A 24,775-nucleotide genomic window follows, 5' to 3' on the forward strand; every position below is an offset into this window, starting at 1 on the left:
TTCGCCGGGGCAGCAATCTGGAAGGAAGAGACAATGAATCACCACACACGCTGGCTGGAACTGAAAAAAGAAAACCCTGGCAAATACGCACGTGACATCGCGGCTATGATGCACATCAGCGAGGCAGAACTGACCTTCGCGCGCGTCGGTCATGACGCCTGGCGTTTACGTGGCGAAGTCCGCGAAATCCTCGGCGCGCTGGAAGCCGTAGGCGAAACCAAATGTATTTGCCGCAACGAATATGCGGTGCATGAGCAGGTCGGCACCTTTACCAACCAGCACCTGAGCGGGCATGCCGGGCTGGTACTCAATCCACGCGCCCTCGATCTGCGTCTGTTCCTGAATCAGTGGGCAAGCGCCTTTCATATCAGAGAAACAACCGCTCACGGCGAGCGTCAGAGCATTCAGTTTTTCGACCATCAGGGTGATGCATTACTGAAGGTCTATGCCACACAAAATACCCTCGTTGAAGAATGGGCAGCGTTACTGAGCCGTTTCATCTTCACTGAAAACCCGCCACTGGCGCTGCAATCCGCTAAAAACCCTGCTCCTGCTACCGTCACCGTTGATGCACAGACCGTAGATCAAGAGTGGCGAGCCATGACCGATGTCCACCAGTTCTTCGGTCTGCTGAAACGCCACGATCTCACTCGCCAACAGGCGTTTAATCTGGTGGGCGATGATCTGGCCTGTAAAGTGACCAATGGCGCACTGGCGCAGTTACTCAATACCGCGCGTCAGGATGGTAATGAAATTATGGTGTTTGTGGGTAATCGCGGCTGCGTACAAATTTTTACCGGCGTGATAGAAAAACTGGTACCGATGAAAGGCTGGCTGAATATATTCAATCCAGCATTTACATTACATCTGCTGGAAGAAAGCGTGGCTGAAACGTGGGTAACGCGCAAACCAACCGCCGATGGGCACGTTACCAGTCTGGAACTGTTTGCGGCCGATGGCACACAGATTGCCCAACTGTATGGTCAACGTACGGAAGGCGAACCGGAGCAAACGCAATGGCGCGCGCAAATTGACGCACTGACGCCGAAAGGGCTGGCCGCATGAACAAATTGCTGCTCCTGATTGCGTTGCTGCCCGTTACTGCGCTGGCGGTCCCCGAGGAAAGAGTCGTTACTCTGGGGGGCGACGTCACCGAAATTGTGTACGCGCTGGGGGCCCAGTCAACGCTTGTGGCGCGAGACAGTACCAGCCAGTGGCCTGAAGCCGCAAACGCCCTGGCTGACGTCGGCTATTTACGCCAGCTTAACGCCGAAGGGATCCTTGCCACCCGTCCGACGCTGGTCCTTGCCAGTGCGCAGGCGCAGCCTTCTCTGGCGCTAAAACAGGTCGAGCAGAGCAACGTCAGGGTTGTTACGATCCCGGCAAACAACGACCTTAACGCGATTGATGGAAAAATTCGCGTCATTGCCGAGGCGACTCACCGGGAGGCCGACGGCGAAACGTTGCGTGCAACCTTACGTCAGGAGCTGGCGGCGCTCCCGTCATCTGAACTTAACAAACGCGTCCTGTTTATTCTTAATCATGGTGGGATGACCGCCATGGCCGCAGGCCAGCAAACCGGAGCCGATGCCGCTATTCGCGCCGCCGGTTTGCGCAACGCGATGCAGGGGGTTAACCGTTATCAACCTCTTTCACAAGAAGGTGTGATTGCCAGCCAGCCGGACCTGGTGGTGATTTCACGGGAAGGTGTTAAGGCAATGGGTGGCGAGGCGAGCCTGTGGGCGCTGCCGGGGCTGGCGCAAACACCTGCGGGACGGAATAAACAGGTATTGCAGGTTGATGATATGGCACTGCTTGGCTTCAGTATCCGCACGCCGCAGGCCATTTTGCAACTACGCGCGAAAGCAGAGCAATTGCCCTGATGTCCCGACGAATCACTTGTTCTTTGTGGGTCATGGCGCTAATGCTGGTCGTAATGACAATTTTGGCTACCGGTTTTGGCGCGTTGCGCCTGCCGGTAAGTCTGCTCTGGCGTGATGACAATGAAACTCTGCGTCAAATCTGGCTCACTATTCGCCTGCCCCGTGTTCTGCTGGCGCTGGTGATTGGCGGTTCTCTGGCGCTATCCGGTTGTGTGATGCAGGGACTGTTTCGCAACCCACTTGCCGACCCGGGATTACTCGGAATTAGCAGCGGTGCGGCCTGCGCCGTCGCCCTGTGGGTGGTACTGCCTGTCTCTTTGCCCGCGCTACTGATGCTGTATGCGCCAATGTTGGCTGCATTTGTCGGTGCACTGGCGGCAACCGTGGTGATTTTTATCCTCAGCCAACAGCGCGACGGTTCACTCTCGCGGCTACTGCTGGTCGGTATTGCGATCAACGCGCTCTGCGGGGCGGCTGTTGGCGTTCTGTCGTGGGTCAGTAATGATGCGCAACTGCGCCAGCTGTCGCTGTGGGGGATGGGAAGTCTGGGCGCTGCGCAATGGTCCACACTACTGGCAGTTACCTCGCTGGCTATCCCGACGGTGCTGATCGTCTGGCGTCTGGCTTCGGCCCTGAACCTGCTGCAACTGGGCGAGGAAGAGGCGCATTATCTTGGCGTGAATGTGCGTACAATCCAGCGTATTTTGCTGCTTTGCAGCGCCTTGCTGGTAGCCGCAGCGGTGGCAGTAAGCGGCGTAATTGGCTTTATCGGGCTGGTTATCCCGCATTTAATGCGTATGTGGCTCGGCGCAGACCATCGGGCCGTTATCCCCGGTTCTGTGCTGGCGGGCGCGTTTTTATTACTGATTGCCGACACGCTGGCCCGCACTTCAGTTGCGCCAGCGGAAATGCCGGTCGGTCTGTTAACCAGTCTGCTCGGCGCCCCGTGGTTTTTATGGCTTATTTTTCGTCAGCGAGGATCGCATGGCTGAACATTTCGTTGCTGAAGGACTTCACTATCGCGTGGCGGGCAGGTCGGTGATTGCTGATGTATCGCTTGCCCTCGCAAAAGGTGAACTGGTGGCGCTCATCGGTCCAAATGGTGCGGGGAAATCTACCCTGCTGCGCCTGTTGACCGGTTTTCTCAAACCGGTTGCCGGGCGCTGCATGCTGGCGGGCAAAGCGCTGGATGAGTGGCATATGCAGACGCTGTCGCGCCATCGGGCGGTGATGCGTCAGCAAACGCAACTGGGATTTGACTGGCCGGTAGAGGCCGTTATCGCGATGGGCCGTGCGCCCTGGACCCAGCGTTCGGAACCTCGCCTTATCGCGCAGGTGATGGAGATGACCGGATGCGCGCCGTTGGCAGGTCGGCAATACGCCACGCTTTCCGGCGGCGAGCAACAGCGCGTGCAGTTAGCCCGCGCCCTGGCGCAACTCTGGTGCGACGGAGCGCCTCGCGGCTGGTTATTTCTTGATGAACCCACCTCGGCGCTGGATCTTTACCACCAGCAACATCTGCTGCGGTTACTGAAAACGCTTGTCGCTTCAGGAGAGCTGCATGTGTGTATTGTGCTTCACGATTTGAATCTGGCAGCTTTATGGGCTGACAGAATAGTGTTACTGCATAATGGCAGGCTGGCGTCGCAAGGGACGCCGGAGACCGTGTTACGGGCCGATGATCTGATGCGCTGGTACGGTGCTGAGGTTCACGTTGGCCATCATCCGGCCAACGTGTCCCCCCAGGTGTTTCTGGCGCCTTAGCTTGAACAGCTCACTTCCAGCCGTTTGCCCCAGTCAGGCGGCCGACTGACATAGTCATCATCGCGATCGACAAACGGAGTACGCAACGCCTGGTGCAGCCGATGTAGCTCGGCGTAATCTCCCTGCTCCGCCTGACTAATCGCCCGTTGCGCCAGCCAGTTGCGTAAAACCATCGCCGGGTTTGCCGCTTTCATCTGCGTTTGTCTGACATCGTCAGCAACGCTGTCCTGTTCCAGGCGCGAGCGATACCGTGTGAACCAGTCGTCAAACGCCGCACGATCCACAAACTCATCGCGTAGCGGAGATAGCGCACTGTGTTGTTCCGTCAGACTGAGCATGCGAAACGTTCGCGTATAGTCGCTTCTTTCTCGCGCCATCAGGCTAAACAGTTCACTCAGCAGCTCGTTATCGTTTTTCTGCTCGCTAAAGAAGCCGAGCTTTTGCCGCATCCGTTGACCGTAACGCGTTAACAGCGCCAGTTGGTAATTGTCCAGCGCATCATTGAGCGCCTCGACCGGGATAAATGGCGACAGGGTTTGTGCCAGACGTTGCAGGTTCCACAGCGCGGCTGCAGGTTGATTATCGAAACTGTATCGTCCCTGATGATCGGAGTGGTTACAGATAAAATCCGGCACGTAGTCATCAAGAAAACCATACGGACCGTAATCCATCGTCAGCCCCAGAATAGACATGTTGTCCGTATTCATAACGCCATGCGCAAACCCTACCGCCTGCCAGTCGGCGATTAAGCTTGCGGTACGCGTGACAATATCGCTAAACCACAGCTGATATTTATCGGCTTCTTCCTGCCAATGCGGCCAGTAATGACGAATCGCGAAGTCTGCAAGTTGACGGACTTTCTCCGGCTCGCGACGATAGTAAAAGTGTTCAAAATGGCCAAAGCGCATATGGCTTTGCGCCACGCGAATGAGCATCGCCCCATGCTCTACCGTTTCGCGATATACCGGCGTGTCGCTGGTGACAATCGACAATGCCCGCGTGGTGGGTATTCCCAGATAGTGCATCGCCTCGCTGGCCAGGCTTTCGCGAATGGTTGAACGCAGCACGGCGCGCCCATCCCCCATGCGGGAATAAGGCGTCAGTCCGGCACCCTTCAGGTGCCAGTCAAGCGTCGAGCCATCAGCAAGCTGTTGTTCGCCCAGCAGGATCCCGCGTCCGTCACCAAGCTGCCCGGCCCAAACGCCGAACTGATGTCCGCTATAAACTTGCGCTAAAGGCGACATCCCGGGAAGCAAGGATTCACCTCCCCAAACGCCTGAACCCTCTGGAATAGTAAACAGCGCCGCAGGAATAGCCAATTGCTCAGCCAGAGCATCGTTATGCCAGATAAGATGCGCGTTTTTCAGGGGCGTAGGCGAGAGTGCGGTATAGGTTGCTGGTAATTCATCACGCCAGCGGGTGGTAAAAGACAGGGTCATAGGGCCTCCTGTCTCTAGTGTAGACTGTTAATAGCCTGTTAAACACCAGCAAATAAAAGGGTTATATCCTCGATAACGAAATTATCTGCGAGGGCGGTACCGCAGGCCACAGTCCTCCCTGCATGGCGCTGAAACCGAGGGGAAGTACTCGTGCCAACATTTCTTGCGTATCAATACCGCTAATGATGATTGACTCACAGCAGGGTGATATTTGCGCCTGGATAGCGCGCATAAATGGTTCAAATGAAATATGTGCAATCCTTTGTTGAACAAAGTTTTTATCCAACACCACACGTTTGAACAGGCCATCAAAAATTGCCCGCGTTGATATGCCGCCAGCGCCATAATTTTGCAGAATTAATGGAAATCTTGCCGCAAGTGCAGCCAGCGTTGGATTGTCTTTACCCTTGTTTAACTCTGGATAGCTTTCATTAATAACCAGTTCCAGAAATGAAAATCGTTCAATTTGTGAAGCATATTCAGCGTCTGATAATAAAGTATGAGCAACTGCCGGGGTTAAATTAATCCAGACTGAGACTTTTCGCTGAATAAAAAAATGTTGGCACGTTTCGATTAATTCTAGTTTCTCTGTAAATAAACGACATTGTTCATCGTCCGACATCCGAGGTAAGACCAGCTCGGTTGGTATGCGCACATCCCCCTGCAGGCTGGCAAAACTGGTGATGATATCTACGAATTCAAGATCGCCTTTTTCACTTCTCGCAGGAAGAAAAGACAACTCCGATTGATAAAGATTATCCAGTGAAACAATCATCGTACCAGCCCCTCTGCATAGGTGTTATCCGGCATCCTGTAGCAAAGGATGGAGAAATACGTTACTGCTGATGCAAGTAGAGGCTCTTTCATTTGTCCCTTTATAGCCAGTAAATCGAATCCTTTTTTTTAGCTTATCGTGATTATAAGCGAATATCCAGCTTTGCACTTTTTAATATCCCGGCATAAATCATATTTTTAGCAAGATACACTCTTAACACACAGGGTTATTGATCGGCTGGAAGCAGTAATAACAGTTAGCATTCAAATGAAAATGTCGAGGCTGCACAGTCGTTGGCAGCCTCGTCAGTTGTGAGGATTAAATACGTCGAGCCTGCCAGAAGTTTTTACGCCAGTAGACATTATCCAGTGACGAGCGCATCACTCCGCGGCTGGTTGAGGCATGAATAAATTGATTATTGGTGTCGTAAATGCCGACATGCAGACCACTTTCTCCGGATCCGGTTTTAAAGAAAACCAGATCGCCTGGCAACAAATCATCTTTATCGATTTCGGTACCAATCTTTGATTGCATGCGCGTGTCGCGCGGGAGCTGTAGATCGAATTTATCCCGCATCGTCATCAAAACAAACCCTGAGCAATCCACCCCGCTACGGCTCATACCACCATAACGATAAGGTGTACCATGCCAGGTTTGTAGCTGGTCATTAAGACCGGCGATAACGGCGATAGAATCCGACAAATGGGCATTTGGCGCAGGAGCACGATGGCTGCTGCAGCCCGCCAAAAACAATGCTGTGATGAAAAGGAGCCAAAAGCGCATTCAGGACGAATCCTCTGGATTTTATTTTTATGCCAATTTAGCGTGGAAATTACAGGATTTTCAAGAACCCATTTAACTTAAGTGGTTGATATGAGCATTCTGTGGCCTTCGATATCCAAACGACGGAAGTTCACGCCGTAAGCCGCAGACAGATTAGCTGGTGTCAGGACCGTATCACGTGAGCCACTGGCAAGCAGCTTCCCACGTTTGAGCAACCAGGCCTTATGCGCATGGCGCAAGGTATGATTGAGGTCATGGCTGCTCATCACAATCGCTATTCCCTGCAAACACAGCTGGCCCAACAACCTGTCCAGGGCGTTTTGTTGCGCGACGTCCAGGCTGTTCATCGGCTCATCCAACAGTAAAAGCTGACCGAATGGATTAGCTTGCGGGCAAATTTGCAAAATAACGGCCGCCAGGCGCACACGCTGCCACTCACCGCCGGAGAGTTGATTGACGCCACGCCCCAGCTTATCCCCCAGACCAAGCGCATCGGCGACCTCCTGTAACAGATCGGCACGCGCTTTGTCGGGTTGATGCAGCGTCAGAAAATGCCAGACCGGCATGGCAAAAGGCGGGTTTTGCTGTTGCGCAAGATAAGCACGATATTGCGCCAGCTTTGCTGCCGGCCACTCTTCAAGCGGCATGTCGCCGAAGGTGATGCTGCCCTCCCCGGTCGTCAAACCCGCCATACGCGCCAACAGCGTACTTTTCCCAGCACCGTTAGGCCCCACCAAATGCAGGATTTCCCCTGCTTTTATTTCACCAGAAAGCGGGCCGAGCCGGGTCGATTCCGCTACATCCTGTAGCTGCATCAATCGTGACATTAGTTTGCCAGCGCCTTCTTGATGCTTTGCACCAGCATCGGATCCTCAGGCGTCATATCCGGAGAGAATCGTTGCAGTACTTGCCCATCCCGTCCCACTAAAAACTTCTCAAAGTTCCACAGGATATCGTCCGGGTAGAGCGGCGCCCGGCCTTTACTGGCCATACGTTCATAGAATCCACTGTCTGCTGGCGCCACAGCCGTTGGCGCGGCATCAATCAGCTTCTGATACAGCGGATGACGCCCCTCGCCGTTGACGTCAATCTTGCTGAACATCGGGAAGGTAACGCCCCAGGTCATACTGCAGTACGTTTTGATTTCATCTTCGCTGTCCGGTTCCTGGCCCAGAAACTGATTGCAGGGAAAACCAAGCACATTGAAGCCCTGCTGATGCCAGGCTTTCTGCAGGTTCTCCAGTTGTTCGTATTGCGGCGTCAGTCCACATTTTGAAGCAACGTTGACGATTAACAGTACATTGCCGGAATACGGTTGCAGCGTAGTCGCCTCGCCGTCAATGGTCGTCACTTCGGTATTGAGGATAGTGTCTTGCATAGCATCTCCAGAACAACAGGTTGATTTTCAGTTTTTAATCATAGACCGAACCAACGCTTTCTAGCGCGCGGCTTTCAACAATAGCCAGATAAATACCGGTGCTCCCATGGTAGCCGTCACCACGCCGATGGGTAGTTCAGCCGAAGCCAACACCAAACGCGCGACAACATCAGCAAACAATAATGCGATTGCGCCAGCCAACGCGCAGCCAGGCAGGAGAACACGGTGATCGGTTAAACCACACAACCGCAAAATGTGGGGGATAACCAATCCAATAAAACCAATCGCACCCGCCAGAGCCACGCTTACGCCGACCATCCATCCTGTGGCGACCACCAGCAGATTGCGCCAGAACCATAATGGTAACCCCAGTTGGCGCGCAGAAGTTTCCCCCAGCGCCAGCATATTCATCGGCTGAGACTGACAGCAGATCCATATCAGTACGGGGATCAACGCCACCATCAGCCAGGCCTGATGCCAGTCGACGCCGCCAAAGCCCCCCATCATCCAGTACATCAGTTGTCGTAAGTCAAAAGAGGTGGAAAAATAGATGGCCCACGTCATCAACGCGCTACAGATAATGCCCAGCGCCACTCCCGCCAGCAGCAAGCGACTGGTAGACAAATGACGACGGGCAAAGCGTAACAGAATGAGAGTAATAATCAGCGCCCCGGCGATGGCACATAAGCCCAACGCCCAGCCGGGAAGCTGCCCCTGGCCGAGCAGCACAGCAGCAATAAGTCCTACACCTGCGCCGTTAGACACGCCCAGTAGACCCGGTTCCGCGAGTGGATTTTCAAAGAGGGCCTGCATTACCGCACCGGATAAAGCCAACGCAGCGCCTACCAGCAAAACGGCGAGGGTACGAGGAAAGCGGATTTGCCAGACGAACAGATCGCCGCGGGCGCTGAACCAGTCGCCAGGAGCGATCCACTGTTCTCCTGCGCACAGGCTTAAAATCGTTGCCAGTAACATCAGCACTGACAGTGACAGTATCCAGCGCACGTTTCGTCGCTGCTGTTGATGGGCGAAAGTCAGCATGTTTTCCATTCTGCTGAAAAGAGATGGGGGTGATTCTACGGTGCTGTTTCGGTAGTGAAAAGGAAAAAGGCCGCAGAGCGGCCTTTTTAGTTATATACGTCATGCTTTACGCTGCCGCTTTGATGGCAACGCAAGTGGTTTAACGAATCGTTAAATCACTCTTCTTTGGGCGTTGCGTTTTCAACCCGACTTTTTAACTTCTGTCCGGGTCTGAAGGTCACCACGCGCCGTGCTGTAATGGGAATATCTTCGCCCGTTTTCGGGTTACGTCCCGGACGTTGATTCTTATCACGCAGATCGAAGTTACCAAAACCAGAGAGTTTTACCTGCTCACCATTTTCCAGAGCACGACGAATCTCTTCGAAAAACAGCTCGACCAGTTCTTTGGCATCCCGCTTGCTAAGCCCAAGCTTATCAAACAGATATTCTGACATTTCAGCTTTTGTAAGCGCCATAGGTTCAATCCCTCAATGATGCCTGGAATCGCTCTTTTAATGCCTCTACACATTTGGCGACGGTAGCGGCAATCTCCTCTTCTTCAAGTGTACGGCTGGTATCCTGAAGGATCAGGCTGATAGCGAGGCTCTTATAGCCCTCCGCAACACCCTTACCGCGGTACACGTCAAATAAGTTTACGCCAACTACCTGATTTACGCCAACTTTCTTACACTCGGATAAAATATCCGCAGCGGGAACGTTTTCTGCCACAACGACTGCGATGTCGCGACGGTTCGCTGGGAAGCGAGAAACTTCACGCGCCTGAGGCACCACGCGGTCTGCGAGCTTGTTCCACTCCAGTTCAAACACCAGAGTGCGACCGTTCAGATCCAGTTTACGTTCCAGCTCAGGATGAACAACCCCAATGAAACCAATACGTTCACCTTTCAGATAAATCGCCGCAGACTGACCCGGATGCAGTGCTGGATTCGCTTCAGCTTTGAACTGAATGTCCGCCAGTTTGCCGGTCAAGTCGAGAACCGCTTCCAGATCGCCTTTCAAATCATAGAAATCAACGGTCTCTTTTGCCAGATTCCAGTGTTCATCATGACGATTACCGCAGATCACGCCTGCCAGCATCAGATCCTGACGGATCCCGAGGTTGGCCTGCGTATCCGGTACGAAACGTAAACCCGTTTCAAAAATACGCACACGGTTCTGCTGACGGTTCTGGTTATACACCACCGTTGACAGCAAACCGGTCCACAGCGACAAGCGCATTGCCGACATATCAACAGAAATTGGGCTTGGCAGCAGCAGCGATTCTTCACCCGGATGCAGCAATGCCTGAATTTTCGGGTCGACAAAGCTGTAGGTGATAACTTCCTGGTAGCCTTTGTCATTCAGCATGGTTTTTACACGTTTCAGCGATAAATCCGCTTCACGATGCGTACCCATGATCAGACCTGCCTGAATTGGCGTATTCGGGATATTGTCATAACCGTAAACGCGGGCAACTTCTTCGACCAGGTCTTCTTCGATTTCCATATCGAAACGCCAGCTCGGCGCTACCGCTTTCCACTCATCCTGACCTTCCGTGACGTCACAACCCAGACGACGCAGAATATCACTCACCTGGTCATCAGCAATATGGTGTCCGATCAGACGATCCAGTTTGCTGCGGCGCAGCGTAATGGTCGCGCGTTTTGGCAGCGTCGCTTCGTTGGTTACATCAATAATTGGACCGGCTTCACCGCCGCAGATATCAATCAGCAAACGGGTAGCACGCTCCATCGCTTTGTACTGCAGCGCAGGATCGACACCACGCTCATAGCGGTGAGAGGCATCGGTGTGCAGGCCATGACGACGCGCGCGACCGGTAATAGACAGCGGACTGAAGAACGCGCATTCCAGCAGGACGTTTTGCGTTTCATCATTCACGCCGGAATGTTCGCCACCAAAGATGCCGCCCATGGCCAGCGCTTTGTTATGGTCGGCAATCACCAGCGTATCCGCATTTAGTTTAGCTTCGCTGCCGTCCAGCAGAACCAGGGTTTCCCCCTCTTTTGCCATCCGGACAACAATCCCGCCTTCAATGCGGTCTTTGTCGAACGCGTGCATCGGCTGACCCAGTTCGAGCAGCACATAGTTCGTTACGTCAACCACGGCATCGATAGAGCGGATGCCGCAGCGACGCAGTTTTTCTTTCATCCACAGCGGGGTTGGCGCTTTAACGTTGATGCCTTTCACCACGCGCCCCAGATAGCGTGGGCAGGCTTCCACCGCGTCGACCTGAATCGGCAGGACATCGCTAATGGTTGCGGCTACTGGCGCCATTTCCGGTTCAACCAGCGGAGCCTGGTTCAGTACGGCAACATCACGTGCCACGCCGATGATACCCAGGCAGTCGGCGCGGTTCGGCGTAACGCTGATTTCGATAGTGTTGTCGTCAAGCTTCAGGTATTCGCGGATATCGGTGCCAATTGGCGCATCGGCGGGCAGTTCGATAATGCCGCTATGGTCGTCGGAAATACCCAGCTCGGAGAACGAGCACAGCATGCCTTCAGACGGTTCACCGCGCAGTTTCGCTGCTTTAATTTTAAAGTCGCCTGGCAGTACGGCGCCCACGGTTGCCACCGCCACTTTCAGGCCCTGACGGCAGTTCGGCGCGCCACAGACGATATCCAACAGGCGGTCACCGCCTACATTCACTTTGGTAACGCGCAGTTTGTCAGCGTTCGGGTGCTGAGCGCACTCAACCACTTCACCCACCACAACGCCGTTGAACGCGCCCGAAACAGGTTCCACACCGTCAACTTCCAGACCCGCCATCGTGATTTGGTTTGACAGCGCATCGCTATCAATCGCCGGGTTTACCCATTCGCGTAACCACAGTTCACTGAATTTCATTGTTTTATCCTGCCTTTATTTAAACTGTTTGAGGAAACGCAGATCGTTTTCGAAGAAAGAACGCAGATCGGTCACGCCATAACGCAGCATGGTCAGACGCTCCATACCCATACCGAATGCAAAGCCGGAGTAGATTTCCGGATCGATACCCACGTTGCGCAGCACGTTCGGGTGAACCATCCCGCAGCCCAGCACTTCCAGCCATTTGCCATTTTTGCCCATCACATCAACTTCCGCAGAAGGTTCGGTGAACGGGAAGTAAGAAGGACGGAAGCGAACCTGCAGGTCTTCTTCAAAGAAGTTGCGCAGGAAATCGTGCAGCGTACCTTTCAGGTTGGTGAAGTTGATGTTGGTATCAACAATCAGCCCTTCCATCTGATGGAACATTGGGGTGTGCGTCTGATCGTAATCGTTACGGTATACGCGCCCAGGGGCGATGATACGGATCGGCGGCTGTTTTTCTTTCATGGTGCGGATCTGCACGCCGGAAGTCTGCGTACGCAGCAGACGGGTCGCGTCAAACCAGAAAGTGTCGTGATCAGCACGCGCCGGGTGATGGCCAGGAATATTCAGTGCGTCGAAGTTATGATAGTCATCTTCGATTTCCGGACCGGTCGCCACGGTAAAGCCCAACTCACCGAAGAAGCTTTCAATACGATCGATAGTACGTGTTACCGGATGCAGACCGCCATTTTCGATACGACGTCCCGGCAGAGAGATATCGATCGTTTCTTCAGCCAGACGGGCATTCAGCGCAGCACTTTCTAATTCGGCTTTACGTGCGTTCAGCGCTTGCTGTACTTGCTCTTTGGCTTCGTTTATCACCGCACCTGCTGCCGGACGCTCTTCTGGCGGCAGCTCGCGCAGGGTTGTCATTTGAAGGGTCAAGTGCCCTTTCTTGCCCAAATATTCGACGCGGACATTGTCTAACGCGGCAACATCTGAAGCCTGGTTAATGGCGGCCGTTGCACTGGCAACCAGCTCTGCGAGATGTGACATGGTTTTCCTCGTTATGTGGCGATATTCACTAGTCGCTCGTCTATACGCAAAATCATTCAAGTTGTATCAAGGCGGCAAAAGAGCAAATCCTCAGGAGCGTACATCAGTACGTGACTGGGGTGAGCGAATGCAGCCAACACAGAGACAACTTGAAGGATGACGCGTATAAAAAAAGCCTCCACCAGGGAGGCTTTTAGGCGCTGTTTTCCGTTTCTTCTTTCACGCGCAAGCCTCCTGGATTCAGGTGCTAAAGTAAAAGAAGAAGCGGAAAATAGCAGCATTCATGCTTGCATTACCTTATGTGGTAAAAACCGGACAACCTTTATTGAAAAGGCTTACGGGTAAAATGTCAACTAATTGATTGCGCTACAATAAAAGAGAGGGAGCCAGGCTCCCTCTTTTCACCGGCTTATGCCAGAGCTGCTTTCGCTTTTTCGACCAGAGCGGTGAACGCTACTTTGTCGAATACTGCGATGTCAGCCAGGATCTTACGGTCGATTTCAACAGAGGCTTTTTTCAGGCCGTTGATGAATTTGCTGTAAGAAATACCGTTCTGACGTGCTGCTGCGTTGATACGCGCAATCCACAGTTGACGGAACTGACGCTTTTTCTGACGACGGTCACGATAAGCGTACTGACCAGCTTTGATAACAGCCTGGAAGGCAACGCGGTATACGCGAGAACGCGCACCGTAGTAGCCTTTAGCTTGTTTCAAAATTTTCTTGTGACGTGCACGGGCAACTACACCACGTTTTACGCGAGCCATATGTGCTCTCCTGTATCTATATTCTTAGTAAAAAATTAATTAAACGTTAACGGCTTATGCGTACGGCAGGCACGCGATAACCAGACCCAGATCGCCTTTAGAAACCAGGCCTTTTGGACGCAGGTGACGTTTACGCTTAGTAGATTTTTTGGTCAGAATATGACGCAGGTTTGCGTGCTTACGCTTAAATCCACCACCACCGGTTTTTTTGAAGCGCTTAGCAGCACCGCGTACGGTCTTAATTTTTGGCATTTTAATAACTTCCACTTCGCATTGTTAATAAACGAAACGTAGGCGAACAACGGCTGTGGAACCCGCAGGCTCCACAGACATTGCTACTTGAAGGCCTTACTGTTTCTTCTTAGGAGCGAGCACCATGATCATCTGACGGCCTTCGATCTTCGTAGGGAAGGATTCGACTACTGCCAGTTCACTCAGATCGTCACGGACGCGGTTGAGCACTTCCATACCGATCTGTTGGTGGGCCATCTCGCGGCCGCGAAAACGCAGCGTGATCTTAGCCTTATCGCCATCTTCCAGAAAGCGTACCAGGCTGCGGAGTTTTACCTGGTAATCGCCATCGTCGGTGCCAGGACGGAATTTAATTTCCTTAACCTGGATAACTTTTTGCTTTTTCTTCTGTTCCTTAGAAGACTTACTCTTTTCATAAAGGAACTTGCCGTAGTCCATAATACGACAAACTGGCGGTTCGGCGTTAGGGCTGATTTCAACTAAATCTACTCCAGCTTCTTCAGCTTTTTCGATTGCTTCTCTCAGACTCACAATACCCAAAGCTTCGCCTTCCAGACCTGTTAAGCGAACTTCCAGGGCGCGAATCTCGCCATTAATACGATTCGGACGTGCCGTTTGAACTCGTTTTCCGCCTTTAATACCTTATTCCTCCAGTTGTTGAAGACTGCGGCTGCGAATCTCTTGTTGCAGCTTCTCAATCACTTCATTTACGTCCAGGCTGCCCAAGTCTTTGCCACGACGGGTGCGCACGGCAACTTTGCCTGCTTCAACCTCTTTGTCGCCACAGACCAACATGTAAGGGACACGACGTAAAGTGTGCTCGCGGATTTTAAAGCCAATCTTCTCATTTCTCAAGTCTGCTTTTACACGAATGCCCGCATTTTGTAGTTTCTGCGTTAATTCGTTAACGTATTCAGACTGAGAATCGGTAATGTTCATGACCACAACCTGAACCGGCGCAAGCCAGGTCGGGAAGAAGCCAGCAAACTCTTCGGTCAGAATACCGATGAAACGTTCCATCGACCCAAGAATTGCGCGGTGAATCATAACCGGCACCTGACGCTCGTTGTTTTCGCCAACATAAGAGGCGCTTAAACGGGACGGCAGAGAGAAGTCCAGCTGTACAGTACCGCACTGCCATGCACGATCGAGGCAGTCATACAGGGTAAATTCAATTTTCGGACCGTAGAATGCGCCCTCACCCAGTTGGAACTCAAACGGGATGTTGTTTTCTTCCAACGCAACGGCCAGGTCAGCTTCAGCACGGTCCCACATTTCATCGCTACCGATACGTTTTTCGGGGCGAGTGGACAGTTTGACGACGATCTTCTCGAAGCCAAAGGTGCTGTACATATCGTAGACCATACGAATACAAGCGTTAACTTCATCACGGATCTGTTCTTCAGTACAGAAGATATGCGCATCATCCTGAGTGAAGCCACGAACACGCATCAGACCGTGCAGCGCGCCTGACGGCTCGTTACGGTGGCAGCTACCAAACTCAGCCATACGCAGCGGCAGATCGCGATAAGATTTCAGACCCTGATTAAAGATCTGTACGTGGCCCGGGCAGTTCATGGGCTTAATGCAGTATTCACGGTTCTCTGAAGACGTCGTGAACATCGCATCTTTGTAGTTATCCCAGTGACCTGTTTTTTCCCACAGCACGCGGTCCATCATGAACGGACCTTTAACTTCCTGATACTGATATTCTTTCAGTTTCGAACGAACGAAGACTTCCAGTTCACGGAAGATAGTCCAGCCATCATTGTGCCAGAACACCATACCCGGCGCTTCTTCCTGCATATGATACAGGTCAAGCTGTTTACCGATTTTACGGTGATCGCGTTTGGCGGCTTCTTCCAGACGTTGCAGGTAGGCGTTGAGGGCTTTTTTATCTGCCCATGCAGTACCATAAATACGCTGCAGCATCTTATTATTGCTGTCGCCACGCCAGTATGCCCCAGCGGTCTTCATCAGTTTGAAGTGATGGCAGAAACGCATGTTCGGCACGTGCGGGCCACGGCACATATCGACATATTCTTCATGATGGTACAAGCCAGGCTTGTCATCATGGGCAATGTTTTCATCAAGAATAGAGACTTTATAGGTCTCGCCACGCTTCACGAAGGTTTCACGCGCTTCGTACCAGCTGACTTTCTTCTTAATGACATCGTAGTTTTTCTCAGCGAGCTCGTGCATCCGCTTCTCGAGCGCGTCGACGTCTTCCTGGGTTAACGTACGGTCAAGATCGATATCGTAGTAAAAACCGTTGTCAACAACCGGTCCGATCGCCATTTTGGTGTGCGGCCAGAGTTGTTTGATCGCGTGCCCTAACAGGTGCGCACAGGAGTGACGAATGATCTCCAGACCTTCTTCATCCTTCGCGGTGATGATGGAGAGCTTCGCATCATGTTCAATCAGATCGGAAGCATCTACCAGCTCACCGTTAACACGGCCAGCAATCGTGGCTTTCGCCAGACCTGGACCGATGTCCAGCGCAACATCCATGGGGCTTACAGCGTGGTCGTAATGGCGTTGGCTGCCATCAGGAAGAGTAATAACAGGCATGTTATATCCTTATTTGCAGTGGTGCCCCACACGTAAGAGCACATACAAAGATTCAATATTTAAAATTATCAAAAAGGTATGGGCTGATTCCCGCTTCACTCTGCGAAATATGTCACGGGTCGCCTTGGTGGCGACGCTGGACCTACGCCCTTTTTTTGATAACACCGTTGACAGTGTACACGGTGTTACGAGCCGATCAAAGCAGCAATCAACGCGCACTGTATGATGTAAATCAATTCACTGACACCCTGACGTCTTTGTTACACTTGCCGAAAGTCATCGAATATGAGCGGGAAAGAACTATGCCAACAAATCGCTTTGCGAAGAAACACTGGAAAATAGTTGTGATTCTGCTTGTTATTTGTGCGGCCATGCTGATGCTGCGTTGGGCCGCAATGATCTGGGGTTAAATTATTGGCACCGGCAGTACGGTTCCGTTTATTTATCTATTAAATAGAATTTACCTGAAAAATAGCGCGTTATTGGTACGTGGTAAAAATAAAACGTAGAGTAAATATTAAATAAACTTAACTTTAATTGGGAAAACCGGGCCAATTATTTGACCCGGCTTGTCATTACATACGATAACCGAGCGAAACAGTCGTTCGACGATCGGTATGCTCCGGCGCCGTTGCCGGCGGTTCAGAGTTCCAGGTCACGTTGTAAGCCACCTTTAACCCGAAGTGTTCATTGATGGCAACGTTCAAAGCCGTTTCAGAGTTGAGTGTCGTATCGTCAGCACCGAATACCGATACACCCTGAGTAAATTTGGTGTTATCCGTCATCTGCCACGCATACGCCCCGGACGCATAGCCCAACGGCTGCGTTTCGGTGGTGCCATCAGTGTGCTCGTCATAACGAACACCAGGACCGAATTCAAAACGGAAGCTGTGCACCGGCCCATTAAGGAACTGACGGCCGTAACCTGCGGTCAGTACGTCACGCTCGCGGTAACCGTTGTAGCGGTCGGTCAACCAGCTTGCCTGCCCAAAGAGATAGTCATAGTCGGTCATGTTGTAACGACTACGGCCCCCTACGGCATATTTCTCTGATGAACGCTCATCATTTGAGGAGGTGTTGCTGGCATTTCCCCACAGAGACCACGCCGTAGTTTGACCATACCAGGTCATGTTGGTGTCTGCAGTTAAAGAAGAACTTTTTGTGTTGCCTGACTGGGCGAGATATCCCGCGTTCAGGTTACCTTCAAAGGGTTTTTTCGCGCTGGAAGGATCATCCATGACAGTAAAAACGGAATCATCGGCGGCAGCATGCATTGACGCAAGCAGGCCTCCCATCAGCATGAATGCTGTGGGCACTGTCTTCAAAAGCTTCATTTATTAAGAGTCCGTACAACAAAAAAAGAGACCATAACGGTCTCGGAAACTTTCATATGGATCAATGACAAAAGACCCTTGAAAGGTAACAAATTATAAAAAGACTCGAATAACATAGCAATAAATTCTTATTTCATTTTTTGAATAAGAGCGTTCTTAAATCGATATTTTATTTATATAACTTTGACCCGATAATTTTAAATAAAGATATGAAAAATCATGTTGTTAATTACTTCACTTTCGGGATGTTAAGTGCCAGACTGAAGGCAGCCTAACAGGAGGTAAAGATGGTACGTATCTATACGTTAACACTTGCGCCCTCTCTCGATAGCGCAACAATTACTCCGCAAATCTACCCTGAGGGTAAACTTCGCTGTACCTCGCCGGTTTTTGAACCCGGTGGCGGCGGCATTAACGTCGCTCGTGCAATAGCGCATCTTGGCGGTACTGCGACGGCTATCTTCCCCGCGGGCGGGGCCACGGGTGAGCATCTTGTTGCATTGCTCGCCGACGAAAATGTTCCCGTCTCTACAGTCGAAGCCAAAGACTGGACCCGCCAAAATCTGCACGTCCACGTTGAGTCCAGCGGTGAGCAGTATCGCTTCGTTATGCCCGGGGCTGCGCTGACCGATGATGAGTTCTATCAACTTCAGGATCAGGTGCTGGAAATTGAGTCCGGCGCGCTGCTGGTGATTAGCGGCAGTTTGCCGCCTGGCGTACAACTTGAGAAGCTGACCCGACTCGTTACCTCAGCACAAAAACAGGGTATTCGCTGCATCGTCGATAGCTCAGGCGAGGCGCTAACGGCGGCGTTAGCCATCGGCAATATCGAACTGGTCAAACCCAACCTCAAAGAACTGAGCGCGCTGGTGAACCGCGAACTCACCCAACCTGATGACGTGCGTAAAGCCGCGCAGGAGATTGTGCAATCGGGTAAAGCACACCGCGTCGTGGTCTCTCTTGGGCCACAAGGGGCGCTGGGCGTTGATCGCGACACCTGCGTCCAGGTGGTTCCACCACCGGTGAAAAGTCAAAGTACCGTAGGCGCAGGCGACAGCATGGTCGGCGCCATGACGCTTAAACTGGCTGAGAACGCACCTTTTGACGATATTGTTCGTTTCGGGGTTGCCGCCGGTAGCGCAGCAACCCTGAATCAGGGGACGCGTCTGTGCGCTTTGGACGATACGCAAAAAATATATGCATACCTTGCGCAGTAATACCACCGTCCCCCTTCTTAATATGAAGGGGGATTTTCCGGTAAAACTGTCGGCATGGTTGTTATACGTCTATGATAAAAAATCACGTGATTACAAAGAAGTGAATCATGTGCAAACAGACGTCTCCACAACTGTGCGAGATGAAGAAGAACGACAAACATTAAGTGCCTTTCCAGCGATGACGCGTCCGTGGTGTGCGTCAGTTCGTGTTTTTTAACCGCATTCTTGCGCTAACCTTATGATCTGGCAGACAACATGGGGAGAGACATCATGTGGCAGGCTATCAGTCGTCTTTTAAGCGAGCAATTAGGTGAAGGCGAAATCGAACTGCGTAATGAACTGCCCGGCGGAGAGATCCACGCCGCATGGCATTTACGCTATGCGGGGCGCGATTTTTTCGTCAAATGCGATGAAAGAGAGCTGTTGACCGGCTTTACGGCGGAAGCCGATCAACTGGAGCTACTTTCCCGCAGTCAAACCGTATCTGTACCGAAAGTTTGGGCGGTAGGCGCAGACAGAGATTACAGTTTCCTGGTGATGGACTTCCTCCCTCCCCGTCCGCTTGACGCGCACAATGCATTTATCCTCGGCCAACAGCTTGCGCATTTGCATGAATGGAGCGATCAGCCGCAGTTCGGACTCGACTTCGACAATGCGCTCTCGACCACGCCACAACCCAATGCCTGGCAACGTCGCTGGTCAACTTTTTTTGCCGAGCAGCGCATTGGCTGGCAACTGGAACTCGCCGCTGAAAAAGGTATTGCGTTTGGCAATATTGACGCCATTGTCGAGCATGTTCAGCAACGCCTCTCGTCCCATCAGCCGCAGCCGTCTCTCCTGCATGGGGATTTGTGGTCGGGAAACTGCGCGCTCGGCCCGAACGGTCCTTACATCTTCGACCCTGCCTGCTACTGGGGAGACAGAGAGTGCGATCTGGCAATGCTGCCGTTACATACCGAGCAGCCGCCGCAAATTTATGATGGTTATCAGTCCGTCTCGCCGCTCCCCCTGGATTTTCTTGACAGACAGCCTGTCTACCAGCTCTATACGCTGCTGAATCGGGCTATTCTGTTCGGAGGGCAGCATCTGGTTGTGGCGCAGAAAGCGATGGATAGGTTACTGGCGGCTTAACAACGCGCTTATCAGACCTGACGTTACACAATGCGGCAGGCCTGATGTTTCAACGCTTACAAAAAGCCCAGTAATGAGAAGAAGAAGTAGCCGATGACGATAACGATCACCGGCAATATATACAGCGGAAAAATTTGTAAAAAGATCGTATGGTGCGGTACCACGATACGTGATTCAATTTGTGCGCGTGATAACCCTTCACTGCCTTTGGCCTGTTCCAGAATCAGTTGATCCTCAACACCTTCGCGTAAAAAACGCGCCTGACGGCTCATTCTTGCACCTGAATCCTGCAACGCTAAGCCGACAAAAATCAGGATGAAAATCAGCCAAAAAACGAGATTGAGTCCACTTTGAAAATCGGGTGTCGGCGAGTTATACCAAAATACGTTAAGAAAGGGGGTGTTCACCCGCATCATGTCGATCATTACATGGGCAAAATCGAGCATCACCGCATTAATCCCCTCCTGCTTTTCGCTGTGCGCATACATAAACTTCAGTACAGAAACCAGTGTTGAAATCAGCGCGGGAATGAAAATCACCCATCCCACCAGCCTTTTCAAGACGGCAATGCGTCCAGCTTGTTGATACGTCATGAGTTCCCCTTGATAAAGACGTGTCATTTTGGCCTAAGTTTACCCGTTGATAACCGTTTTCGCCTGATCTTTAAAGGCGGTATAATAGAGAATTAGCCATAATGAACGCTCAGAGCCTGTTATGACTGGCTCGAAATCCCTTTTATCACCCTAAAGGAGAGGTTGTGATGTCAACCCCGCGTCAAATTCTTGCTGCAATTTTCGATATGGATGGATTACTGGTCGATTCAGAACCGCTCTGGGATCAGGCCGAACTGGATGTGATGGCAAGTTTAGGCGTTGATATCACTCGCCGCCATGAGCTTCCCGATACCCTTGGCTTACGCATCGACATGGTGGTTGATTTGTGGTTTGCGCAGCAACCGTGGAATGGCCCCACACGTCAGGAAGTGACTGAACGTATCATCACGCGGGCTATTGCGTTAGTTGAAGAAACAAGACCGCTGCTGCCTGGCGTACGTGAAGCCGTGGCGTTGTGCAAATCGCAGGGACTTTTGGTCGGGCTGGCATCCGCATCACCGTTGCATATGCTGGAAAAAGTGCTGACCATGTTTGGTTTACGCGACAGCTTCGATGCACTGGCCTCCGCAGAGAAACTTCCCTACAGCAAACCGCACCCGCAGGTGTATCTCGATTGCGCAGCGAAACTGGGCATTGATCCTTTGAGTTGCGTTGCCCTGGAAGATTCAGTCAACGGCATGATCGCCTCGAAAGCGGCTCGCATGCGCTCTATCGTGGTGCCTGCACATGAAAATCAGGACGATCCTCGCTATGTACTGGCCGACGTAAAACTGTCCTCGCTCACCGAACTTACAGCCGTTCATCTGCGCGGCTAATCCTCTCACGGGCAATGCGAATCATTGCCCGTGAGATTGTTTTTTAAAACGGCGTTTCATTTTCATTGTATTTCTGCTCAGCCTCTCCTATTCTTTCCGCATGGTAAAGTGTGAATGGAATGAATAATTGAGGTGAATATGATTCAGGACGCTTTTCGTCTCGCAGGTAAAGTTGCCATCGTCACCGGATGTGATACCGGCCTTGGACAAGGTATGGCACTGGCGCTGGCTGAAGCTGGCTGTGATGTGGTCGGAGTGAATCGTAAAACCCCGCATGAAACCGCAGAGAAAATTAACGCGCTCGGTCGACGTTTTATGGCGATTCAGGCCGATCTCAGCCAACAGGACGTACTCGCCAGCATTGTGACACAAACGGTGGAGGCATTTGGTCGGATCGATATTCTGGTCAATAATGCGGGCACCATACGTCGCCAGGATGCGCTGGACTTCAGCGAAAAAGACTGGGATGACGTGATGAACCTGAATCTCAAATCCGTGTTCTTTCTGTCGCAGGCCGTGGCGCGCCAGTTTGTGGCGCAGGGTAACGGTGGGAAAATAATTAATATTGCCTCAATGCTCTCATTTCAGGGCGGGATCCGCGTTCCTTCCTATACCGCATCGAAAAGCGGTGTACTGGGTATCACCCGCCTGCTGGCTAATGAATGGGCTGCACAAGGTATTAATGTCAACGCTATTGCGCCAGGCTATATGGCGACCAATAACACGCAGCAACTACGTGAAGACAGCGAGCGCAATCAGGAGATTATCGATCGTATTCCAGCCGGACGCTGGGGAAAGCCAGACGATCTGAAAGGCCCGGTCGTTTTCCTCGCAAGTTCAGCCTCTGACTATATTCATGGTTATACGCTGGCCGTGGATGGTGGTTGGCTGGCGCGGTAATGTCGCACTTGTGACAAAGGGTTACAACGTCACCTCTTCCGCCTACTGTATAAAACCCCTATACTGTATGAATCGACAGTTTATTGGGTTTTATCATGACGGCGGAAGGCCACCTTCTTTTTTCTATTGCCTGTGCGGTATTTGCCAAAAATGCCGAGCTAACGCCCGTTCTTGCGCAGGGTGACTGGTGGCATATTGTTCCTTCAGCCATTTTGACATGTCTGCTACCGGATATCGATCATCCAAAATCTCTGCTCGGACAGCGTCTGAAGTGGATATCGAAACCCATTGCCCGCGCATTTGGCCATCGCGGGTTTACGCATAGCCTGCTGGCAGTCTTTGCCCTGCTGGCCACGTTTTACCTGAAAGTCCCTGATACCTGGATAATTCCAGCTGATGCCTTACAGGGCATGGTTCTCGGTTATCTCAGCCACATTCTGGCCGACATGCTGACCCCGGCAGGCGTCCCCCTGCTTTGGCCCTGTCGCTGGCGCTTTCGCCTGCCGATCCTTGTGCCGCAAAAAGGGAATCAACTGGAGCGATTCCTGTGTATGGCGCTGTTTGCCTGGGCCATCTGGATGCCACAGACCGTACAAGAAAACAGTGCAGTACGCTGGTCATCGCAAATGATAAATACGCTACAAATGCAGTTTAATCGTTTCATAACGCACCAGGTTGACTAATAAATCAGCCGAAATGTCATTTTTGGCATAAACAATTCCATTTGAATATAAGAGGCATGTCACAGTTCTGCTAATCTTGCGCCAACTGAATCACCATCGTACGGTGATCCGCATAATAAGATCAGGAGAACGGGGATGAACTTTCCATTAATCGCGAACATTATCGTGTTCGTAGTGCTGCTGTTCGTGCTGGCGCAAGCCCGTCACAAACAGTGGAGTCTGGCAAAAAAAGTACTGGTCGGTCTGGTCATGGGTGTGGTGTTCGGCCTCGCGCTGCACACCATTTATGGCTCCGACAGCCAGGTTCTTAAAGATTCCGTACAGTGGTTCAACATTGTCGGCAACGGTTACGTCCAGTTGCTGCAAATGATTGTTATGCCGCTGGTCTTTGCCTCTATTCTCAGTGCCGTTGCGCGTCTGCACAACGCCTCTCAGTTAGGTAAAATTAGCTTCCTGACCATCGGCACGCTGCTGTTTACCACGCTGATTGCCGCGCTGGTAGGTGTTCTGGTGACCAACCTGTTCGGCCTGACCGCCGAAGGTCTGGTACAAGGCGGGGCTGAAACCGCGCGCCTGAATGCCATTGAAACCAATTATGTTGGCAAAGTAGCCGACCTCAGCGTTCCGCAACTGGTGCTGTCGTTCATCCCGAAAAACCCGTTTGCCGATCTTACCGGAGCGAACCCGACGTCAATTATCAGCGTGGTTATCTTCGCAGCATTCCTCGGTGTAGCCGCACTGAAACTGCTGAAAGATGACGCCCCAAAAGGCGAGCGTGTTCTGGTCGCTATCGATACCCTGCAAAGCTGGGTGATGAAGCTGGTTCGTCTGGTTATGCAGTTAACGCCGTACGGTGTTCTGGCGCTGATGACTAAAGTGGTTGCAGGCTCCAACCTGCAGGACATCATCAAGCTTGGCAGCTTCGTCGTCGCTTCGTATCTCGGTCTGGGCATTATGTTTGTGGTACACGGGATCCTGCTGGGAGTTAACGGCGTTAGCCCGCTGAAATACTTCCGCAAAGTCTGGCCTGTCCTGACTTTCGCTTTCACCAGCCGTTCCAGCGCCGCGTCCATCCCGCTAAATGTTGAAGCACAAACCCGTCGTCTGGGCGTACCTGAATCCATTGCCAGTTTTGCCGCCTCTTTTGGCGCCACGATTGGTCAGAACGGCTGTGCCGGCCTGTACCCGGCCATGCTGGCGGTGATGGTCGCCCCAACTGTCGGTATTAACCCGCTGGATCCCATGTGGATTGCCACGCTGGTAGGTATCGTGACCGTGAGTTCCGCAGGCGTTGCGGGTGTGGGCGGCGGCGCGACCTTTGCCGCGCTGATCGTTCTGCCTGCCATGGGTCTGCCGGTAACGCTGGTCGCGCTGCTGATCTCCGTTGAACCGCTGATTGATATGGGTCGTACGGCGCTGAATGTCAGCGGCTCCATGACTGCCGGTACGCTGACCAGCCAGTGGCTGAAGCAGACCGACAAAACGATTCTGGACAGCGACGATAACGCCGAACTGGCGCATCGCTAAGCCTGTTTGCTGATAAACAAAAAACCGCCGGCGTGTCATGCTCCGGCGGTTTTTTT

Annotated in this window: 27 protein-coding genes and 1 other annotated feature; of the genes, 11 read left to right on the forward strand and 16 right to left on the reverse strand. The window is 52.2% G+C overall.

Annotation, left to right across the window (positions count from 1 at the left end; translation table 11 throughout):
- Positions 1-33 precede the first annotated feature (33 nt).
- The 4 genes from KQJ18_RS00710 to KQJ18_RS00725 are packed head-to-tail and all read left to right on the forward strand — an operon-like array spanning position 34 to position 3,647.
- On the forward strand, positions 34-1,065 hold the full coding sequence (locus KQJ18_RS00710) for a ChuX/HutX family heme-like substrate-binding protein (RefSeq protein WP_137350528.1): 1,032 nt from the start codon (positions 34-36) through the stop codon (positions 1,063-1,065).
- Entirely contained in the window at positions 1,062-1,883 is an 822-nt protein-coding gene (locus KQJ18_RS00715; protein ID WP_038640201.1) for a hemin ABC transporter substrate-binding protein, read from the forward strand. Before KQJ18_RS00710 ends, KQJ18_RS00715 begins: the two co-directional genes overlap by 4 nt.
- Positions 1,883-2,875 (forward strand): iron ABC transporter permease, encoded by a 993-nt coding sequence (locus KQJ18_RS00720; protein WP_085049456.1) that lies wholly within the window; start codon positions 1,883-1,885, stop codon positions 2,873-2,875. Before KQJ18_RS00715 ends, KQJ18_RS00720 begins: the two co-directional genes overlap by 1 nt.
- Positions 2,868-3,647, forward strand: a complete 780-nt coding sequence (locus KQJ18_RS00725) for a heme ABC transporter ATP-binding protein (RefSeq protein WP_204525065.1) — start codon at positions 2,868-2,870, stop codon at positions 3,645-3,647. The genes KQJ18_RS00720 and KQJ18_RS00725 overlap by 8 nt, the downstream gene beginning before the upstream one ends.
- Here KQJ18_RS00725 and selO read toward each other — a convergent pair.
- The 14 genes from selO to thrS form a co-directional block, all read right to left on the reverse strand.
- Entirely contained in the window at positions 3,644-5,086 is a 1,443-nt protein-coding gene (gene selO / locus KQJ18_RS00730) for a protein adenylyltransferase SelO (protein WP_038640194.1), read from the reverse strand. The genes KQJ18_RS00725 and selO overlap by 4 nt on opposite strands.
- 61 nt (positions 5,087-5,147) lie before the next feature.
- Entirely contained in the window at positions 5,148-5,861 is a 714-nt protein-coding gene (locus KQJ18_RS00735; protein WP_216421223.1) for an EAL domain-containing protein, read from the reverse strand.
- 318 nt (positions 5,862-6,179) lie between these two features.
- Positions 6,180-6,644 carry an NlpC/P60 family protein gene (locus tag KQJ18_RS00740; protein WP_038640189.1) on the reverse strand — a complete coding sequence of 155 codons (465 nt, stop codon included), beginning with the start codon at positions 6,642-6,644 and terminating at the stop codon, positions 6,180-6,182.
- A 77-nt stretch (positions 6,645-6,721) separates the two neighbouring features.
- Positions 6,722-7,471 (reverse strand): vitamin B12 ABC transporter ATP-binding protein BtuD, encoded by a 750-nt coding sequence (gene btuD, locus KQJ18_RS00745; protein WP_038640187.1) that lies wholly within the window; start codon positions 7,469-7,471, stop codon positions 6,722-6,724.
- A complete protein-coding gene (locus KQJ18_RS00750; protein WP_216421225.1) occupies positions 7,471-8,022 on the reverse strand; it encodes a glutathione peroxidase in 552 nt (183 codons plus the stop codon). The genes btuD and KQJ18_RS00750 overlap by 1 nt, the downstream gene beginning before the upstream one ends.
- 60 nt (positions 8,023-8,082) lie before the next feature.
- Positions 8,083-9,063: a vitamin B12 ABC transporter permease BtuC gene (btuC, locus tag KQJ18_RS00755; RefSeq protein ID WP_042308812.1), complete on the reverse strand. Its 981-nt coding sequence runs from the start codon at positions 9,061-9,063 to the stop codon at positions 8,083-8,085.
- Positions 9,064-9,218: 155 nt separating this feature from the next.
- Positions 9,219-9,518: an integration host factor subunit alpha gene (ihfA, locus tag KQJ18_RS00760; RefSeq protein WP_003030571.1), complete on the reverse strand. Its 300-nt coding sequence runs from the start codon at positions 9,516-9,518 to the stop codon at positions 9,219-9,221.
- Between the two features lie 4 nt (positions 9,519-9,522).
- The gene (gene pheT, locus KQJ18_RS00765; RefSeq protein ID WP_174331157.1) at positions 9,523-11,910 is read right to left on the reverse strand and encodes a phenylalanine--tRNA ligase subunit beta; all 2,388 of its coding nucleotides are present in this window, start codon (positions 11,908-11,910) and stop codon (positions 9,523-9,525) included.
- 15 nt (positions 11,911-11,925) lie between these two features.
- Positions 11,926-12,909 (reverse strand): phenylalanine--tRNA ligase subunit alpha, encoded by a 984-nt coding sequence (gene pheS, locus KQJ18_RS00770; RefSeq protein WP_003832580.1) that lies wholly within the window; start codon positions 12,907-12,909, stop codon positions 11,926-11,928.
- 165 nt (positions 12,910-13,074) lie between these two features.
- Positions 13,075-13,199, reverse strand: a sequence feature (Phe leader region).
- Positions 13,150-13,194, reverse strand: a complete 45-nt coding sequence (pheM, locus tag KQJ18_RS00775; RefSeq protein WP_001386830.1) for a pheST operon leader peptide PheM — start codon at positions 13,192-13,194, stop codon at positions 13,150-13,152. It overlaps the preceding feature by 45 nt.
- 119 nt (positions 13,200-13,318) lie before the next feature.
- Positions 13,319-13,675: a 50S ribosomal protein L20 gene (gene rplT, locus KQJ18_RS00780; protein ID WP_003030578.1), complete on the reverse strand. Its 357-nt coding sequence runs from the start codon at positions 13,673-13,675 to the stop codon at positions 13,319-13,321.
- Positions 13,676-13,729: 54 nt separating this feature from the next.
- A complete protein-coding gene (gene rpmI / locus KQJ18_RS00785; protein WP_003030583.1) occupies positions 13,730-13,927 on the reverse strand; it encodes a 50S ribosomal protein L35 in 198 nt (65 codons plus the stop codon).
- 96 nt (positions 13,928-14,023) lie between these two features.
- The gene (gene infC / locus KQJ18_RS00790; RefSeq protein WP_048997935.1) at positions 14,024-14,566 is read right to left on the reverse strand and encodes a translation initiation factor IF-3; all 543 of its coding nucleotides are present in this window, start codon (positions 14,564-14,566) and stop codon (positions 14,024-14,026) included.
- A gap of 3 nt (positions 14,567-14,569) precedes the next feature.
- Positions 14,570-16,498: a threonine--tRNA ligase gene (gene thrS, locus KQJ18_RS00795; protein ID WP_032939806.1), complete on the reverse strand. Its 1,929-nt coding sequence runs from the start codon at positions 16,496-16,498 to the stop codon at positions 14,570-14,572.
- A gap of 302 nt (positions 16,499-16,800) precedes the next feature.
- Here thrS and yniD point away from each other — a divergent pair, with 302 nt between their 5' ends.
- The gene (gene yniD, locus KQJ18_RS00800; RefSeq protein ID WP_087856702.1) at positions 16,801-16,908 is read left to right on the forward strand and encodes a small membrane protein YniD; all 108 of its coding nucleotides are present in this window, start codon (positions 16,801-16,803) and stop codon (positions 16,906-16,908) included.
- Positions 16,909-17,073: 165 nt separating this feature from the next.
- On the opposite strand, the gene KQJ18_RS00805 is transcribed toward yniD, so the two are convergent.
- The gene (locus KQJ18_RS00805) at positions 17,074-17,832 is read right to left on the reverse strand and encodes a YdiY family protein (protein WP_038640176.1); all 759 of its coding nucleotides are present in this window, start codon (positions 17,830-17,832) and stop codon (positions 17,074-17,076) included.
- 287 nt (positions 17,833-18,119) lie between these two features.
- On the opposite strand from KQJ18_RS00805, the gene pfkB reads away from it, so the two are divergent.
- Positions 18,120-19,049, forward strand: a complete 930-nt coding sequence (gene pfkB, locus KQJ18_RS00810) for a 6-phosphofructokinase II (protein ID WP_061381454.1) — start codon at positions 18,120-18,122, stop codon at positions 19,047-19,049.
- 270 nt (positions 19,050-19,319) lie between these two features.
- Positions 19,320-20,180, forward strand: a complete 861-nt coding sequence (locus KQJ18_RS00815) for a fructosamine kinase family protein (RefSeq protein ID WP_069324267.1) — start codon at positions 19,320-19,322, stop codon at positions 20,178-20,180.
- Between the two features lie 56 nt (positions 20,181-20,236).
- Here the strand turns inward: KQJ18_RS00815 and KQJ18_RS00820 are convergent, their stop codons facing one another.
- Entirely contained in the window at positions 20,237-20,773 is a 537-nt protein-coding gene (locus KQJ18_RS00820; RefSeq protein ID WP_069324268.1) for a YniB family protein, read from the reverse strand.
- A gap of 167 nt (positions 20,774-20,940) precedes the next feature.
- Between KQJ18_RS00820 and hxpB the strand changes: the two genes are divergently transcribed.
- The 4 genes from hxpB to tcyP all read left to right on the forward strand — a co-directional run bounded on the left by hxpB (position 20,941) and on the right by tcyP (position 24,719).
- Entirely contained in the window at positions 20,941-21,609 is a 669-nt protein-coding gene (hxpB, locus tag KQJ18_RS00825; protein ID WP_069324269.1) for a hexitol phosphatase HxpB, read from the forward strand.
- A gap of 138 nt (positions 21,610-21,747) precedes the next feature.
- Positions 21,748-22,509 carry a 2-dehydro-3-deoxy-D-gluconate 5-dehydrogenase KduD gene (gene kduD, locus KQJ18_RS00830; protein WP_137347194.1) on the forward strand — a complete coding sequence of 254 codons (762 nt, stop codon included), beginning with the start codon at positions 21,748-21,750 and terminating at the stop codon, positions 22,507-22,509.
- Between the two features lie 83 nt (positions 22,510-22,592).
- On the forward strand, positions 22,593-23,192 hold the full coding sequence (locus KQJ18_RS00835; protein WP_087050648.1) for a metal-dependent hydrolase: 600 nt from the start codon (positions 22,593-22,595) through the stop codon (positions 23,190-23,192).
- A 135-nt stretch (positions 23,193-23,327) separates the two neighbouring features.
- Positions 23,328-24,719 (forward strand): cystine/sulfocysteine:cation symporter, encoded by a 1,392-nt coding sequence (gene tcyP, locus KQJ18_RS00840; protein WP_006684833.1) that lies wholly within the window; start codon positions 23,328-23,330, stop codon positions 24,717-24,719.
- Positions 24,720-24,775 lie beyond the last annotated feature (56 nt).

The organism is Citrobacter sp. S55_ASV_140 (assembly GCF_018919505.1).
GTDB lineage: Bacteria > Pseudomonadota > Gammaproteobacteria > Enterobacterales > Enterobacteriaceae > Citrobacter > Citrobacter werkmanii.